This window comes from Oceanicoccus sp. KOV_DT_Chl, assembly GCF_900120175.1.
In the GTDB taxonomy this organism is placed as follows: domain Bacteria; phylum Pseudomonadota; class Gammaproteobacteria; order Pseudomonadales; family Dasaniaceae; genus Oceanicoccus.
Genome location: NZ_FQLF01000002.1, coordinates 2,030,929 through 2,047,942 on the forward strand (window position 1 = coordinate 2,030,929; position 17,014 = coordinate 2,047,942).

A 17,014-nucleotide genomic window follows, 5' to 3' on the forward strand; every position below is an offset into this window, starting at 1 on the left:
AGGGTGTTAATGTGCAATCTGTCATTTCTATTCGGGGCTTGAGTAAAATATATGAGCCCCATTTTCAAGCGTTAAACAACGTTGATCTCGATATTCATCGCGGTGAAATATTTGCTCTGCTCGGCCCTAATGGTGCAGGTAAAACCACTTTGATAGGTATTGTGTGTGGCTTGGTTAATCCCACGTCAGGCACAGTGCTGGCAGACGGTCATAATGTGGTTACAGACTACCGTTTGGCAAGAGCAAAAATCGGCTTGGTGCCACAGGAATTATTAACAGATGGTTTTGAAACCGTCTGGGCAACCGTTAATTTTAGCCGTGGCTTATTTGGTAAGCCGCGCAACCCGACCTTTGTAGAAAAAATCCTGCGCGATTTATCCCTGTGGGAAAAACGTCATGCCACAGTTATGACATTGTCTGGTGGTATGAAGCGACGGGTAATGATTGCCAAAGCGTTATCCCATGAGCCGGAAATTTTATTTTTGGATGAACCCACCGCCGGTGTTGATGTCGAGCTGCGCCGGGATATGTGGGAAATGGTACGCGGCTTACGTGCTCAGGGCGTGACCATTATTTTAACCACCCATTATATTGAAGAGGCCGAAGAAATGGCCGATCGGATTGGCGTGATCAACAAAGGTGAGATTATTCTGGTTGAAGAAAAATCAACGCTAATGAACAAGCTGGGGAAAAAGCAGTTGACCTTGCAGTTGCAAACCCCCTTGGACACTATCCCGGCAGGGTTTGAAGCGTACTCACTGGAGTTAATAGAAGACGGTAACTCGTTGTTGTATACCTTTGATGTACAGAGTGAGCAGAATGGCATTGCGGCCTTGCTGAAACATCTGGATCAGTGTGGTATCGATTTTAAAAATTTACATTCCAGTGAAAGTACTTTGGAAGATATTTTTGTTGATTTAGTGAAGGTGAAATCATGAATATTTACGCGGTTCGTGCTATTTACCGGTTTGAAATGGCGCGCTGGTTCCGTACATTGACACAGAGCATTATCTCGCCGGTGATTTCAACTTCGCTATACTTCGTGGTATTTGGTGCCGCCATCGGTTCACGTATGGGTGAGATTGATGGGGTTAGCTATGGTGCCTTTATTATTCCTGGCTTGCTGATGTTGTCACTGTTGTCAGAGAGTATTTCAAATGCCTCTTTCGGTATTTATTTCCCTAAATATTCTGGCGCGATCTATGAGCTGCTATCGGCCCCAGTGTCGATGGTAGAAGTGGTGATGGGTTATGTGGGTGCAGCGGCGACTAAATCTACGTTGTTGGGCTTGCTTATTTTGGCAACGGCCAAATTATTTGTGGATTATCAAATAGAGCATCCATTTTGGATGCTGGCCTTTTTACTGCTGACCGCTTTAACTTTCAGTTTATTTGGTTTTATTATTGGTATTTGGGCTGATGGTTTTGAGAAATTACAAATTATCCCGCTGATGATTATTATGCCCTTGACGTTTCTTGGCGGTAGTTTTTACTCTATTTCAATGTTGCCACCGCTGTGGCAAAAAATTGCCCTGCTTAACCCCGTGGTGTATTTGATTAGCGGTTTTCGCTGGAGTTTTTACGGTGTATCTGATGTTAGTGTCGGTATTAGTCTAGGGATGATTGGGGTTTTTTTGGTGGTTTGTATCGGCGTGGTGGCCTGGGTTTTTAAAACGGGGTATAAAATTAGGTCGTGATGTTGTCAGGCCCAGAGCTACATACTTCGATTTTTGTTTTCATGCTTAATGTTTTAGTGTTGTTGTTTTTAAGCAGTATGTCGGGGTTGCCCGACAGCAAGTCACTTCTTCTTTGCTTGCTCAAAGCAGAAGTAACCAAGAAGACATTGCACCCCGGTTGTCGCCTCCTTCGGGGTACAGTTAATAATAAAACGCCTTAGCGTATTTGAATCAAACATTCGGTCGCTCTAAGGGCCGCAAATTTCCTCCGTTGCTCGACTCCTTTTAGGGGAAGAAAGTCAGGGACATGAATCGCGTTGCGATTCACTGAAAATAAAAAAACAAAACTGAACGCATATCGAAAATGTTAGACCTGCCTCTAAGAAACTATTGGTACCATGCGTATTCAAAGTGATGGTCAAATCGATACTTTGTTGAACCGGAGTACCTGAAAGAGGTTTTCTAACGAAGATCGTGCCAACGGTTTCTAGCAGGGGTCAGAGCAAAATTTTACTAACTACGTAAAATTCTTGGTCTGACCCCGCTCCGTGCCACCCAAGGTTGTGACGCTAGCAAAGGCGGTTTTGGGTTTTGGGTTCAACCGGTGATAGCAACACTACACTTGATCCAACAATATTCAGAGTGATTTAGGAAGGGCCTTCAGGTTGATACCAGGCATCAACCTGAAGGGGATGTGATTAAAACGGCGCAGGGTCTGGAAACTGTTTTCGCAACTGCGGTTTGAGGATTTTACCGGAAGGGTTGCGCGGCAGGGCATCGATAAATTGATAAAGTTGCGGCACTTTATAGCCCGCTAAATTGGCTTTGCAATAAGCTTTAATCGATTCAGCGGTAGGTGAAGTGCCCGGTGCTGCAACAATAATCGCCAGCGGCGTTTCACCCCATTTTTCTGAAGGGATGCCAATAATGGCTGCTTCCTGAACTTCGGGGCAGGCAGCTAAAGTATTTTCCAATTCAGCGGGATAAATATTCTCACCGCCAGAAATGATCATGTCTTTTTTACGATCACAAATATAAATAAAACCTTCTTCGTCCACCGTGCATAAATCACCGGTATAGAGCCAGCCATCTTTTAAGGTTTCGGCGGTGGCTTCAGGTTTATTCCAGTAACCCAGCATCATGTGTTTGCCGCTTAATATCAGCTCGCCCACTTCGCCGCCACCGGGTGTCACTTCTTCGCCATTGTCTTTGACGACTTTCGATTCGGTATGCATTTGTGTTTTGCCGATGGAGCCGGCTTTGCGTTCGGCATCTTGCGCTAATAATAAGGTGCCCGGGCCGCAGGATTCGGTGAGGCCATAGGCTTGTGGAATAGCGATACCCAGTGTTTCATACTGTTTTAATAATGAAACAGGTACCGGTGCTGCGCCTACGGCGATCCAACGGATGCTGGAAATATCGTATTGCTTTATTTCCGGTGTCATCAACATAAATTGCAATAAGGCAGGAACCAGTGAAGTAATGGTAACTTTTTCTTCACAGATGGCTTTTAACATTAGCGCCATATCCACATCGCGCATCACAATGCCAGTACCGCCGCGGTGCACGAGCAATGATACCGGCGACAAACAGCCGACATGAAACATCGGTAGCGGTAATAAAAAACGGTCATCGCTGCGCATATCCGACGTCGACATGCTGGTGAGTTGCGACCACAACATGCCTTCGTGGCTGTGCATCGCCCCTTTGGGTAGGCCGGTAGTTCCCGACGTATACATAATAAATAATAAGTCTTGGTCGTAAGCTCCGATGGTTGGCTCCTGCGTAGAAGCGGCCGCGCATAACTGATCATAATCTTGTGCAAAGCTGGCTAATGCTGCGGTGCTGGCAATCGCATTGATGCGTACAAAATGTTGAATCGCCACCTCCTTGTTTGTTTGCACTTGGGCAACGGTATCGTCAAAGTCGGCATCATAAAGTAAAGTGATAGCGCCGGAATCGCCAACAATAAAAGCAATTTCATTGGCGACCAGGCGCCAGTTGACCGGCACCATGACCGCGCCAATTTTGGCAATGGCAAAGTAACTTTCAATAAATTCGATACCGTTTTTCATTAGCGTGGCAATACTATCCCCCGGTTTGATACCTTGCGCTAATAAGGTATTGGCAATGCGATTGCTGCGCTGATTCAATTCGGCAAAAGTAAAGCGGCGACCACGCTCTACTTCCACAAAAGCTTCGCCGTTGGCGTTTATCTGTGCACGTTTGCTGAGTAGTTGGCCGATATTTGTTTTCATAAGTGTTTCCAGTCGCAAGCTTGGTGTTTTTTAAAATGGAAAAAGGGTTGCCGAAGCAACCCTTTACAGTCAATAAAAATGATCAATTATACGCGCAGCGACTGCAGGCCAATGCTGTCATCGCTGGCCAGTAATGCTCCCAGTTTTTCAATTTGTACGCTACGACCGCCGAGGATCATACCGACATGTTTGGCCCACAAAAAATAACGGTGAATGGGGTATTCAATATCAGCGCCAATACCGCCGTGCAAATGCTGGGTACGGTACACCACGCGATGTCCCGCTTCGGCGGCATACCATTTGGCGATGCGTACTTCTGAGCGAGCGTCCTGTGCAGATTCAATTTTATACAGTGCTAACCAATAGCTGGAACGAATGGCTTCAACATCGATGTAGGCATCTGCTGCTTGCATGGCCACTGCTTGAAAGGAGCCAATCGGTGCGCCAAATTGTTTACGCTCGCAGGTAAACTCGGCAGTACGTTTTACCGCTTCTTCGGTAATGCCGACTTGTTGTGCACACAGGGCTAATTCTGCCCGCAGTTCCAGCCAGGCTAAAATTGATTCGCCGTCGCCAGCATTGCCAAGTACGGCGTCGCTGTTGACGGTTACATTATTAAGCGTAATAGACGCTTCTTTTAAACCTAAGCTGGATTGTTGGCCGGTTAATGCCAGTTGTTCACTATCGATAATAAATACCGTTTGTTTGCCATCGCTGTTGGTGGCTGGGACTAGAATGGCATCGGCATACAAACCGTCGACAACAAAATCCAGCTGCCCATTTAAAATCCACTGCTCACCTTTTTGGCTGGCATTGATACGGCCTGCGGCAGCCTGACTGACGCCGAGTTCGGAAATAGCCGCGGTCAGTTTTTTATCGCCGCTGGCTAACGGTGTCAGGTATTTTTCTTTTTGCGCCGTGCTGCCGAATTCAATAATGGGTAGCGCACCCAATACCAGGCTGGCAAATAATGGAATCGGTGCCACCCGGCGACCTTGCTCTTCCAGTAGCATGCACAGTTCGGTTAAACCTAAACCGGTGCCGCCAAATTCTTCCGGAATGGTAATGCCGAGCAAACCCTGCTCGCCCAGTGTTTTCCATAAGGTGTTATCGTAGACATCGTCGTTGCGATCAAAACTTAATAAAAATTCGTCGGTGGCGCTGTCAGTAAAAATTTGTTGTGCCAGATCGCGGATGGCGATTTGGTCTGCTGAAAATGAAAAGTCCATAAGCTTGGTCTCTTTCTCTATTGTGTATTCACATCCGCCAACAGGCGGTGATATTAACGACTATCTATTCGTTGATTAACGGTGGCGGGGCATACCCAAACCAAAGTTGGCAACAATGCCGCGCTGCAATTCGTTAATGCCGCCGCCGAAAGTATTGATCTGGCAGCGCCGGTACTCGTGTTCCAAATCGCCATACAAAGCTGCAGCGCTGGAGCCCGCTCTAACCAAAGTATTGGGGCCAATGGATTCCATTAATAATTGGCAAATTGATACCAATCCTTCGGTCGAAAATACTTTTAGCGCTGAGGCCAATGCCGGGTTCATATTGCCCTTATCCAAATCCCAGGCCATCCGGGCGTTCATTACGCGCATGGCCTCAAGTCGCGCCATGGCTTCGGCGAGGTTGGCTTGAATTCGGGTTCATCAATCGGGCGCTGGCCCTTGTTGTGGGCTTGAGTGCTTTCGGTGCGTGCCCAGTTAAGAGTGCGCTGAAATAATTTCCACCCCTGGATGCCCCATGCCGCTAAGCCGACGCGCTCGTGGTTAAGCTGCGACATAATCAAGCCCCAGCCTTTATCGAGTTCACCAATCATCATCGATTTATGTACGCGCACATTGTTGTAGTAACTCATATTGGTGCGGACGCTACCGACTGTGTGGATAGGCGCAATAGAAAAGCCGGGGTCTTTGGCATCAACGACAAACATCGTCACCCCTTTGTGGCGCACGTCTGGAGTAGTACGTGTGGCCAGCCACACATAGTCCGCGGATTCGGCGGCAGAGGTGAACACCTTGGTGCCGTTGATCAGGTAATAATCGTTGTCGTCAGGATCGAGGGTGGCAGTGGTGCTAAGTGCCGCCAGATCGGTACCGGCATTGGGCTCGGAGTAACCAATCGCAAAATGGGTTTCACCGGAGGCGATACCAGGCAAAAAGCGCTGCTTCATTTCTTCGGTGCCGTAGTCCATTAACGCGGGCCCGACAGTATTCAGGGTCACGAAAGGAATGGGTGCCCCTGCTAATAAGGCCTCTTCAAAGAACATCAGTTGCTCGGCAGTAGTCGCGCCCTGGCCGCCGTATTCCTTGGGCCAGCCAATCGCCAGCCATCCATCCGCGCCCATTTGGCGAATGATCTGCTTGTACAGATCGCCGCCTTCAGCATTGGCGGGATTGCGAAGTTGATCGGCGATATCCGGGGTAATCAACTGGCTAAAGTAGTCGCGCAGTTTCTTGCGCAGTGCTTTTTGGTCGTCGGTATAGTCGATAATCATGGTTTGCCTTCTCATTAAATGGCGTCAGCTCAACTGGCTGACGGCACGTGATTTGGTGGGTTAGCGCTTGCTGTTGACCCAAAGCATGGCGGTATTGTTGATACCTGCCGGCTTATTCAAAGTGCATCGTTTGCAGTAGTTGATACGTTGCACCGGTGAATAGGATCATATAATATTGAATTTGAATTCAATTTCAACAATAATCGCTTTCCAGCGGTTAATTTTTGTCTGAATCGTGGTGGCTACCGTTGATGGTAGTGCACATTCAGGCTTTTAGGGTGATGGCTAATGGCTTCTGCGGCAGCTAAAAAATCAGCGACAACAGTAAAAAGCGCCAAGGGTGAGAAGGCCAGAGCCAAGCTCAAGAGTGCTGCGTTGCGGGTGATGGAGCAGGTGGGCTATCACAAGATGCGGATTGTTGATGTGACCGCCGAGGCCGGAGTGGCATCTGGGCTTTTTTACCATTATTTCAAAGACTTAAAGAGTTTGACTCTGGAAGTGCTGGGTGATTTTGTGTCCCATTCGCTGCAATTGGAAGACATTGAGAAAGATGTGCCCAAGGGCGACTGGTATGAGCGTATGCTGGCCCACAACCGTTTGGTAGTGCACTCTTATGCGGAGCGGCCTGGCATTATGCGCTGTTTGTTGCAGCTGGCGGACGAAGATGAAGACTTCTCGGGTTTGCTGCGACAAAATTTTATTGAGCAGTTGAGCTGGTTAACCCGGCAAATGCCCAAGTTATTCCCGGAAGCGGCGATGTCAGAGCATCAGTCGATGATGGTGGCCTTTACGCTGGCGGGCACTGGCGAAATGGTATTGCGGGATTACTATATCAATCGCGAGCCAGTGCTGGTGGCAGAGGCTCTGGATGCCGAGCAAATGGCAGAATTAATTACCGTTATTTTTTATCGCGGTTTGTTTTTGGAAAATCCACCTTCCGAAAAATTAAATTACACCGCTAATTTGGAAAAAGTAAGGCGTAGAAAAAATTAAGTTTGGGTGGGGAATGCTAACGGTTTGATGCAGATTGCATCGTCATCACTGGCTAGCGTTTTACCATTAATCATTTTACTAACGATTAGGACGGCAGCATGACTCCTGAAGAAACCAAAGCGTTTGAAGCAAAAATTTACGCCTATGTAGGCCGTGAAAACGGGCCACCAAAACAAGGCAATGACGATGTCAACCCGGCGATGATTCGGCAGTGGGCTGAAATCATGGGTGACGAACTGGGTATCTACACTGATGCCGAGTTTGCAGCGACAACCAGCAAAGGCGGCATCATTGCCCCGCCAGCGATGTTGCAAGCCTGGAGTATGGAAGGCTACCCGATGGCGGCAAATCCGGCTAAAGATGTACAGCGCGAATTACATAGTGTATTTGATGAAAACGGTTTTACCGGTGTACTCGGCACTAACACCTCCACTGAGTTCTTCCGCGATTTAAAACCGGGTGATGCGGTAACCGCCCATACCATTATCGATAATATTTCCGAACAAAAAGCCACTGCTCGCGGCATTGGTTATTTTATTGAAACCGTCGCTACCTTTACTGATCAATTAGGTGAAGAAGTGGGTCGTCAGGTGTTCCGGGTATTAAAATTTATTCCCAATGACAGCAATAGCGCTGCTGCAAGTACCGCTGATGACAGCGCACCGGCAACACCAGCGCGCATTCATGCACCACGGGGTCACGACAATGGTTGGTGGTGGAATGCCTGCGATGAAGGCAAAGTATTAATTCAGCGCTGCAAATCGTGTCAGACGTTACGTCATCCGCCTCGGCCAATGTGTGGTGAGTGTCAGTCAATCGAATGGGATTCCATTGAGTCGACACTGGACGGTGAAATTTTCAGTTTCACCACACTGCATTATCCTAAAGTTCCGGGTTATCAATACCCCTGCATAGTCGGTGTTATTTCCTTAGCAGAAGGTACGCGTCTGGTCGCCAATATCGTAGATATTGATTACGAAGATGTAGTGATTGGCATGAAAGTGAAAGGCGCAGTGGAGCAGGTTGATGAAAAAACCATGCTACCCGTCTTCCGTGTAGTGAAATAAGGGGAGTGATGATGACAACTACAACCGTATCCTTCGTCAGTGTTAATGTTGGCGATAAATTACCGAGTACAGAAATTCCGATTACTTCATCGCTGATTGTCGGTGGCGCTATTGCCTCCCGTGATTTCACTACCGTGCATCATGATAAAAAAGCCGCTCAAGCTGGCGGCCTGCCTGATGTGTTTATGAACATCTTAACCAGCAATGGTTTAATGGGTAGCTATGTCACCAACTGGGCCGGCGTTGATGCCACCGTTAAAAAAATCGATTTGAAATTAGGTGCGCCTAACTTACCCGGTTTTGTGATGACCTTGGTCGGTGAAGTAAAAGCCAAAGACGACGCCAGTAACACCGTTGATATCGAAGTCGTTGGTGAAAATAATGTGTGGGGCATGCATATGGCCGGCACTGTAAAAATACAATTACCGCAATAAGGAGCGCATAGCATGGTTAAAGATAAAGCTGCAATTGTCGGTATTGGCAGTACCGAGTTTTCAAAAAATTCCGGGCGTTCTGAATTACAACTTTCAGCAGAAGCGGTTAAAGCGGCACTCGATGATGCCGGTTTAAAACCTTCCGATGTCGATGGCATGACCACCTTCACCATGGACACCACCGACGAAATCGAATTAGCCCGTGCCGTCGGTATTGGTGACATTACGTTTTACTCACGCGTCCCTCACGGCGGTGGCGCAGCAACCGGTTTGATTCACCAGGCGGTGATGGCAATTGCTTCCGGCATGTGTGAAACCGTGGTCTGCTATCGCGGTTTAAACGGCCGTTCAGGACACCGTTTTTCAGAAGGCGTTTCCGGTGAAATCACCACCTCCGATGCCATTCACTGGGGGTGGTATACACCTTCAGGTTTAATGACACCGGCGTCATGGGTATCCATGTATTCCGAACGCTATATGCACCTGGCCGGTAGAGAGAGAGTACAAGAAGCATTGTTTGAAATTGCCTACACCACTCGGCAACACGGTGCCTCAAATCCAGCAGCAATGTTTCATGGCCATCCTTTTGATCGCGCTGAATACGATGCGCAGAAAAAAATCGTTGGTCCATTAAAATTATACGATTGCTGCTTGGAATCTGATGGTGCTTCAGCGGTAGTCATTACCCGTTCCGACAAAGCCAAAGATTGCAAAAACGGCGGTGTATCCATTAAAGGCGTAGGCCAGTGTGCCGCCGCCAATATGGAATCCATGACCTCGTTCTACCGCGATGAAATCGCCGCCATTCCGTCAATGGATGTTGGTGCTCGGGTAGCGTACGAGCAATCAGGTTTAACCGTAGACGATATTGACGCCGCTGTTATTTACGATGCGTTTACGCCGATTGTGTTATGGCAATTAGAAAGTTGGGGCTTTGCAGAAAAAGGCGAGGCCGCAGATTTTGTCAACGCTGGTAATTTACGTTTGGACGGTCGCTTACCTTGTAATACGCATGGTGGGCAATTATCAGAAGCGTATATTCATGGTGTTAACGGTATTGTTGAAGCAACGCGGTTGGTGCGTGGGACTTCGGTTAATCAACCGAAGAAAGATGTGAATCACGCGTTGGTGACTTCCGGTGTTGGTGTGCCTACGGGTGGAGCGATACTTGGGAAGATGTAGGTTGGGTTGGTTTTTTTCGGGGGAAGTTTGGGGGCTGCTATTGCGGCCCTTTTTTTATTGTTTGCCGGTTTCGCCCGGCGGCAAGTTACTTCATTTTTCAAAAAATGAGACTAAGAAAAGTGAATTCCATCGGGTACAACCCCTTCGTATCTAAATTGTCATTCCCGACCCCGATCGGGACAAAAGCACGAAGTGCGTTGAACGCCTGTTTTATTCAAGGGGGCCCGCAGGGTGTACCTAAAACGCTTCACGGGGCAGGCTCAGCGGAGCGAATCATCCAGAGCTACGGAGTGATTATTTCTATACCTATGCCGCAGTTTAATCATTAAGTTTAAACTACCCAAGCAATCAAAACTTAAAATCAAAAAAACTCAAACAAAAAACCATAACTACAATTACCCCGAAGCCTTTAACGCTGCAATCCCGGCAATCGAACGGTCCACCGTCGCACACCACAGAGCCTCGAAATGATCAACAGCCATATACTTACCGAAGTTCGCATAGACGGGGTCATTCCATACCGCGCGGTTACGCTCCACCACCACCGAATCACTCGCACCCAGTTGCAGTACCGCAAAACCCACTACCTCCCACAACAGGCTCTGAGCCTGCCGCGCAGCATCTTCCTCCGCAAGTCCCGCCTGCTGAATTAGTCCAGCCAATTCTTCCAGCTTGGTCACAATGGCGGCAGACGACGCGACCAGGGCGATCAACTGCATCAGCTCCGGGCCCTTGACCATCAATGCCAAAGAGCGGTTCATCCAATCTCTTATGGCGATGTCCCAGCGATCTGCTGCACAATCTACAGCCATGTCTTTTAGCGCCAATGCCGCCAGCTCGGCAAGCAGATCGTCCTTGTTTCTGAAGTAGTTGTAGATTGAGGTGGGTGCCGTTCCTAGGCGCTGGGCCAAGCTGCGGATAGTAAATGCTCCCTCACCCTCCCGGAGAATAAGCATAGCGGTGTTAAGGATGTCTTCCCGACTGGTTTGGGGCGGGCGGCCAGATTTCTTTTTTGTCATCTTCAGGTTTTTTATTGACTTTATGAACGGTGTTACATAATTATATATTGTAACGCTGTTCATAAATACCCCGGAGGATTAAAGTGTCGTATCCATCACCCCAGCAACCTGTCTCTATCAAGCTGATCAATCGATTGGGCCGGGTGCCTCGCCAGCTAGGGCTGTCTGCGCCTTCGCTCGCTCCGGAGAAGTTAATCGTCAAGGCACAAAAGCAGACCGGGCTCAGCGACTTTGGAGATGACAGCTTCCGGTTGGGCCTTGATAGACTCACCGCAGCTTTAGAAAACGAGGCAAGGTTATCGACGATTGGCCGCATCGCTGCTCATGGCATGTTGCTCGACAATCTGAAGATACGTCTGCAGTTAACTGACTATCGCAAACAACGCCCCGTCGTCGCGGAGCAACTTATCAAGCGCCCGCTCTTTGTGCTGGGTCTGCCGCGCACCGGCACCACCATCCTCTATGAATTATTGGCGCAGGATCCGGCCCACCGCGCACCGATGAGCTGGGAGGTATCGCAACCCATACCGCCGGCACAGTTGCAGACATTCACAACCGACCCGCGAATCCCCGTAGTGGATAAGATCCTGCAACAAACGGAAATGCTGGCACCGGGTTTCAAAGCTATTCACGCAATCGGTGCCGAATTGCCCAGGAGTGCATTGCGATGCTGGCCTCCCATTTTATCTCTGATCAATATGGCGCCAGCTTTTTCATACCGGGCTATCGCCGCTGGGCGCTAGACCAGGACATGGGCGCGGCTTACCAGTGGCACTACCACTTTCTGCAGCACCTGCAGGTGGATTATATGAAAGAACGCTGGGTACTGAAAACCCCGCCCCACCTCGCCTACCTTGACAGCATCGTCAATCAGTACCCCGACGCGGCCATTGTTCAAACTCACCGCGCGCCCATGGATGTAATGGGCTCTACCGCCAGCCTTGCCTGCACCCTGCACAGCGCCTTTAGTGATGATATCGATCCCATAGCCGTCGGCCTGTCGGAAGTAGAATATTTTGCCGAAATGATAAAGCGCGGTATGGCGCAACGCGAGGCTATGCCGGATCGGGAGAGCCGCTTCTTCGATGTGCAGTTCAGCGACATTATCCGTGATCCCATCGCGGAGATAGAAAAAATCTACCGCCATTTTGATTTTGAATTTACCGACATTGCCCGTTCCGCTATGCAGCACTACCTGGACAATCGGCCACGGGAAAAACACGGTAAACATCATTACACCCTGGAGCAATTCGGTTTAAACCGAGATAAACATGGCCCACTCTTTAGCGATTATTGCCAGCGATTTGGATTAAAGGATTAAAGGGGTCGTAACGAATATTTATTGATCAATACAAATATCCTGCCCAAAGAATTATCTAATTAATTTTCAGTGAAGCGCAAAGCGATTCATGCCTTTGACTTTATTCCCCTAAAAGGAGTCGAGCAACGGAGGAAAATAACGGGCCTTAGGGCAAACGAATGTTTGACTCAAATACGCTAAGGCGTATTTTCGCCCTTGCGGGCGACCTAAAGGTCGTCCAAATTGCAGTGCAATTTGTGACTCAAATACACTGGGGAATATTTTCACCCTGCGGGCGACCTATAGGTCGTCCAAATTGCAGTGCAATTTGTGAGTAGCGCAGTGTACCCGCAGGGTGAGTAAAGCGAATAAAGAAGAAGTGACTTGCTGTCGGGCAACTCCGACAAACTACCCAAGAAATTTTAACTTAAAATTTAACTCCGACATAAATAGAAAATATGAACTCCGTAGCACTTGATTCCCGCGAAGGCGGGAATGACAAGGAGAAAAAAGTGGGGTCAGATCAAACTTAAAACCCCTCCAAAAACCCCCAATAAATCACAAAGTGATTCCTAAAGCATAAAAGGCTAAACTCCCCACTCATAAAAATTAAAATAATAAACATCGCCCGGTTTAACCCGTTAAAACCCAAGCGAAAAAGGAATTCCTATGACCACCAAACGCCACCACCTCCCCATCCCCTTCGGTTGGTACTGCATTGCCTACAGCGACGAAATAGCGGTAGCTGAAGTAAAACCAGTAAAGTACCTAGGACAAGAGCTGGTGTTATATCGCACCGAGAGTGGCACCGCCTCAGTCAGCGAGGCTTATTGCCCACACCTCGGCGCCCATATTGGACATGGTGGGTTAGTCATTGGCGAATATATCAGTTGTCCTTTTCATGGTTGGCAATTTAATGGCGAGGGTCACTGCGCAGCGATTCCTTATGCGAAAGCGATACCGAAAAAAATTGTGGGTGTCAGTAGTTTGTTTCACTATCCGGTAGTAGAGGCCAATGGTGTGGTGTGGTTTTGGTATCACCCCGAGCGCGTTGAGCCTTTGTTTGAGGTTGAAGAGCATCAACTGATTCAGGATGGTAGTTGGCTACCGACGTACCGCAAGTATGAGTGGATTGTTAATACGGCGGTACAGGAAACAGCTGAGAATGCAGCGGATCAGGCACATTTTGTTTTTGTGCATGGCAGTGAACATATGCCTAAGCCAACAGTGGAGTATGCGGGCCACCAGCGCTCGGCCTATTTCGATGGCTATCTTCCTGGCACTGACCCCGATGGCCCTGAGCGTTTTGAAATTAAAATGCTGACGGCAAATAGCGGCCCCGGACATACCTGGCAACACTTTAGCGGCATGTTCGAAAGCTTTATGCTGGGTTTAATTACGCCAATTGATAGCGATAGCTTGCACATGCGTTTTGCTTTTGTGCTTAAAGATACCACCGACGCGGGTGAACTTTTTATGCTGGATGCTTATGTTGATGAAGTAGTGCGCCAGGTCGAGCAGGACATTCCCATCTGGAATCATAAAACCTTTCGCACCGAACCTGCCTTGTGCGATGGCGATGGTCCTATCGCCCAATTTAGAAAATGGTTCCGGCAGTTTTATGCTGAGTCGGATTTGGTTAATTTAGTCCAGCAGGCTGAACTCCTTGGTGTGCCGACGCTACCAATGGCTAAAGGTTCTAAAAATTAGTGTTAACTTTGAGCAAAAATATTTATATTAATTAAAAATTTAATACTGGTTATTCTATAAGCTGCAAAGTCAATACAATAACTGTGAATGAGGTGAGTAGAGTTTATTTATGAATAGAATAAAAATAGTAAGTGTTTGCTTGGTTGTGTTATTGATTTCCGCTTGTGGTACCAATGCACCAATTTATGAAGGGTCTGTTGAAAATGTGAAACAATTGAAGAAAATAGACTCCAGTGGTGTTGCGGTTGGAAAATTTAGCGCAGCTACGGCTGGAGTTAAACGCATTAGTATTCGCACTAACCCATTAAAATCACCGCATGGAAAAAATGTAATTGATTACTTGCGGTACGCACTTGAGTTTGAATTGGAAAAGGCGGGATTGCTTAGGGCTGACGCTAATAAAGTGATTGACGCGGTTGTTTTCCGGAATGAAATAAATGCTGAAGGCTTCGTTACCGGTAATGGTCTAATCAGTATTGAATTCAGTGTGATTGAGGATGGAGCTGATATTTATAAAAAAACATTCACTGTCACTAGGCAGTGGAACTCATCATTTGTTGGGGCCATAGCCATACCAGCTGCGTCTAGTAATTATCCTATGATGGTTGAAGAGTTGCTGGGTAAATTGTACGGCGACGCGGATTTTATAAAGGTGCTGGCTGATTAGATTTTTTTAGCAATAAGGCCGTATTTCTACGGCCTTAAACTGTTTTTTCTATAGCGTTGCCTGATTGCTTAATAAATCCAGTAACGAGTATTTTAGCTGCTCTTTTTCAATCATCTCGCTGATAACCGTTTTTATCTGGTTGATCAGTACTTTCTGTGAAGTAGAGCCAGGGTCATTGGCCATCATAGGAATAAACCAAATGCCAATCCAGGTAGTCATGGAGTCGGTGTTCTGGAGCGCTAACAGAGAAGATGTATTATCTTTTAATTCTGATTTAAGCGTAAAATTGTCTGTCGCGGCTCCAGGGATTACGCCAAAGGTAAATCCAGTAATAAAACCTGATACCGCCGCCGCACCCATCTCACCGTGGTTATAAAAGTGTAATTGTAAGGTGTAGTCCATTTCTTCTTGTTTGAATTTGTCGAAAGTGAACTCAGAGAATAACCCGCTATTTTTGAGATAATTTTCAATAACAGGTTTTAGTTTATCTTTGGTTTGGGTTATTTCCGTAGCGCTAGAGTTATTGGGGTCGCCAAAGAAGAATTTTAAATCCACATACACCTTGGGTTTGTTTTCATAGGTGGATACGTCTGGCATAGATTCTACTACTGGTATTTCCTCGTTATGAAAAGAGGCGCAAGCGCCTAACAGTGTAGTGATGGTTATTAATAGGGCGTACTTAATCAATTTGGTGGGCATTTCAAGGTTTTCCTTATTATTTAATGTTGGCAATAATATATAGCAATAGATTCAAAAACAAACATTCATTGCTGAAATTAAATTCATACTTCAACTGGCTGATTATAATGGGGTGACGAATATTAATTGATCATTGCGTGTACATTAATTAAAGAGTTAACTCGATGGTTTTTTAGTGAATCGCAAAGCGATTCATGCCGTTGATTTTTTCTCCCCTAAAAGGAGTCGGGCAACCTCCGACAACCATCAACCCTTAAGCATCTGCCATTGCTGCCGCAACAAATCCATCCCTTGCCGGGTCATCGCGAAAATTCCATTTTTATCTGGCAGCTTGTACCCATCATTTTTCAAATATTCATTCGCCAGACTGCGATCGCCGTCATAGTGCGCAAGCACCCGCTTATCCATCACTCGAAACCAAAGAGCTGGAATATAAGCCAGCAGTATCATTGCAGCATAGCCTGATGGCAGTTGCGGGCTTTGATCAAAATGCCGCAGTAATTGGTAGGGACGCGTCGGGTTGGCGTGGTGGTCAGAGTGCCGTTGTAGCTGGAACAATGTGATATTGCTATAAACGGTATTGCTATTCCACGAATGCAGCGGTGAACATTTTTCATAGCGGCCGTTGTCCAGCCGCTGGCGTTTCAAGCCATAGTGCTCAATATAGTTAATCACCTCCAGCAGCGAAATTGCTTGCCAGGCTTGGGCGAGAAACCACAGCGCTGTCCACCAGCCACCAACGCCAAGGGCTAGCAATAGTATTAATAAGGAGCCAGCCCAGCCCTGAAGGTTTTCATTGCGCCAATGCCAAACTGAACGTTGTTGACGGTTGAGTTTTTGTTTTTCGAGCTGCCAGGCTGAACGCAGGCTACCGAAAATAGTACGCGGTAAAAAACGCCAGAAGCTTTCACCTAGCTTAGCGCTGGCCGGATCCTCAGGGGTGGCGACTTTAACGTGGTGACCGCGGTTATGTTCCACCAGAAAGTGGCCATAAAAACTGGGCATTAAAGTGATCTTTGCCAGCCACTGCCCCAGCTTGCCACGTTTGTGGCCGAGCTCATGGGCGGCATTGATGCCGTAGCCATTGATAGCGCCAAAGGTTAGTGCCCATGCCAACCAGTCCCAGCCATGTAGTAATGCCGAGGCTGCTACCCACACCCCAAACCCCAGTGCTAACCACTGCAGCAGCGGGTAGCAGTAAACAATGCGCTGATAGAACACATCGTTAACAAGGCTAGCGTTTACCTCGTCGCTGGGGTTAATCGAATTTTCGCCGAGCAGGAAGTCGAGTAGAGGAATAAGCAAGGTTGCGTAAATAACGCTCAGCCACCAAAACAACGGGTTGCCGCTAGCGGTTACGAGTGCGTAACTGACAAAGGGTAATGTTGGCATCAGCAGGCTTAGTAGCCATAGCGGGCGCTTTTGGATGAGGGCATTGGCGGTAGTCATGTGGTTGCTCCGATACAGGTAAATAATAAGCTGCCAGGAATTTGTTAACACTTGTGCACTA

Annotated in this window: 17 protein-coding genes; 10 read left to right on the forward strand and 7 right to left on the reverse strand. The window is 47.6% G+C overall.

The features are described 5' to 3' along the window. The first annotated feature begins 11 nt into the window (after positions 1-11). Together UNITIG_RS13355 and UNITIG_RS13360 are read left to right on the forward strand one after the other, a co-directional pair. Complete coding sequence (locus UNITIG_RS13355; RefSeq protein ID WP_101758827.1) at positions 12-938, forward strand: ABC transporter ATP-binding protein; 927 nt, start codon at positions 12-14, stop codon at positions 936-938. Beyond that, entirely contained in the window at positions 935-1,696 is a 762-nt protein-coding gene (locus UNITIG_RS13360) for an ABC transporter permease (protein ID WP_101758828.1), read from the forward strand. The genes UNITIG_RS13355 and UNITIG_RS13360 overlap by 4 nt, the downstream gene beginning before the upstream one ends. Before the next feature lie 677 nt (positions 1,697-2,373). On the opposite strand, the gene UNITIG_RS13365 is transcribed toward UNITIG_RS13360, so the two are convergent. The 4 genes from UNITIG_RS13365 to UNITIG_RS13375 form a co-directional block, all read right to left on the reverse strand. Then, the gene (locus tag UNITIG_RS13365) at positions 2,374-3,933 is read right to left on the reverse strand and encodes a long-chain-fatty-acid--CoA ligase (protein WP_101758829.1); all 1,560 of its coding nucleotides are present in this window, start codon (positions 3,931-3,933) and stop codon (positions 2,374-2,376) included. Positions 3,934-4,019: 86 nt separating this feature from the next. Beyond that, entirely contained in the window at positions 4,020-5,162 is a 1,143-nt protein-coding gene (locus UNITIG_RS13370; RefSeq protein ID WP_101758830.1) for an acyl-CoA dehydrogenase family protein, read from the reverse strand. Positions 5,163-5,237: 75 nt separating this feature from the next. Next, the gene (locus UNITIG_RS24380) at positions 5,238-5,552 is read right to left on the reverse strand and encodes an acyl-CoA dehydrogenase family protein (protein ID WP_235015385.1); all 315 of its coding nucleotides are present in this window, start codon (positions 5,550-5,552) and stop codon (positions 5,238-5,240) included. Next, positions 5,525-6,433, reverse strand: coding sequence for an acyl-CoA dehydrogenase family protein (locus UNITIG_RS13375; RefSeq protein ID WP_235015386.1), 909 nt, complete (start codon positions 6,431-6,433; stop codon positions 5,525-5,527). Before UNITIG_RS13375 ends, UNITIG_RS24380 begins: the two co-directional genes overlap by 28 nt. A gap of 288 nt (positions 6,434-6,721) precedes the next feature. Between UNITIG_RS13375 and UNITIG_RS13380 the strand changes: the two genes are divergently transcribed. The 4 genes from UNITIG_RS13380 (at position 6,722) to UNITIG_RS13395 (ending at position 10,109) form a co-directional block, all read left to right on the forward strand. Then, positions 6,722-7,426, forward strand: a complete 705-nt coding sequence (locus UNITIG_RS13380) for a TetR/AcrR family transcriptional regulator (protein ID WP_101758831.1) — start codon at positions 6,722-6,724, stop codon at positions 7,424-7,426. A gap of 98 nt (positions 7,427-7,524) precedes the next feature. After that, on the forward strand, positions 7,525-8,493 hold the full coding sequence (locus tag UNITIG_RS13385; protein WP_101758832.1) for a bifunctional MaoC family dehydratase N-terminal/OB-fold nucleic acid binding domain-containing protein: 969 nt from the start codon (positions 7,525-7,527) through the stop codon (positions 8,491-8,493). Between the two features lie 11 nt (positions 8,494-8,504). Beyond that, positions 8,505-8,927 (forward strand): MaoC/PaaZ C-terminal domain-containing protein, encoded by a 423-nt coding sequence (locus tag UNITIG_RS13390; RefSeq protein ID WP_235015387.1) that lies wholly within the window; start codon positions 8,505-8,507, stop codon positions 8,925-8,927. Positions 8,928-8,939: 12 nt separating this feature from the next. Next, the gene (locus tag UNITIG_RS13395) at positions 8,940-10,109 is read left to right on the forward strand and encodes a lipid-transfer protein (RefSeq protein ID WP_101758834.1); all 1,170 of its coding nucleotides are present in this window, start codon (positions 8,940-8,942) and stop codon (positions 10,107-10,109) included. A 395-nt stretch (positions 10,110-10,504) separates the two neighbouring features. On the opposite strand, the gene UNITIG_RS13400 is transcribed toward UNITIG_RS13395, so the two are convergent. Further along, a complete protein-coding gene (locus UNITIG_RS13400; RefSeq protein ID WP_101758835.1) occupies positions 10,505-11,191 on the reverse strand; it encodes a TetR/AcrR family transcriptional regulator in 687 nt (228 codons plus the stop codon). Positions 11,192-11,211: 20 nt separating this feature from the next. Here UNITIG_RS13400 and UNITIG_RS25110 point away from each other — a divergent pair, with 20 nt between their 5' ends. The 4 genes from UNITIG_RS25110 to UNITIG_RS13420 all read left to right on the forward strand — a co-directional run bounded on the left by UNITIG_RS25110 (position 11,212) and on the right by UNITIG_RS13420 (position 14,805). Next, positions 11,212-11,871, forward strand: coding sequence for a sulfotransferase (locus UNITIG_RS25110; protein ID WP_101758836.1), 660 nt, complete (start codon positions 11,212-11,214; stop codon positions 11,869-11,871). Further along, on the forward strand, positions 11,796-12,449 hold the full coding sequence (locus UNITIG_RS13410; protein WP_101758837.1) for a sulfotransferase: 654 nt from the start codon (positions 11,796-11,798) through the stop codon (positions 12,447-12,449). Before UNITIG_RS25110 ends, UNITIG_RS13410 begins: the two co-directional genes overlap by 76 nt. Positions 12,450-13,097: 648 nt before the next feature. Next, entirely contained in the window at positions 13,098-14,138 is a 1,041-nt protein-coding gene (locus tag UNITIG_RS13415) for a Rieske 2Fe-2S domain-containing protein (RefSeq protein ID WP_101758838.1), read from the forward strand. A 109-nt stretch (positions 14,139-14,247) separates the two neighbouring features. After that, a complete protein-coding gene (locus UNITIG_RS13420; protein WP_101758839.1) occupies positions 14,248-14,805 on the forward strand; it encodes a hypothetical protein in 558 nt (185 codons plus the stop codon). Positions 14,806-14,853: 48 nt separating this feature from the next. Here UNITIG_RS13420 and UNITIG_RS13425 read toward each other — a convergent pair whose 3' ends face one another. Together UNITIG_RS13425 and UNITIG_RS13430 are read right to left on the reverse strand one after the other, a co-directional pair. Continuing rightward, the gene (locus UNITIG_RS13425) at positions 14,854-15,504 is read right to left on the reverse strand and encodes a hypothetical protein (RefSeq protein ID WP_101758840.1); all 651 of its coding nucleotides are present in this window, start codon (positions 15,502-15,504) and stop codon (positions 14,854-14,856) included. A 246-nt stretch (positions 15,505-15,750) separates the two neighbouring features. Continuing rightward, on the reverse strand, positions 15,751-16,953 hold the full coding sequence (locus UNITIG_RS13430) for an alkane 1-monooxygenase (RefSeq protein WP_101759283.1): 1,203 nt from the start codon (positions 16,951-16,953) through the stop codon (positions 15,751-15,753). Between the last annotated feature and the right edge of the window lie 61 nt (positions 16,954-17,014).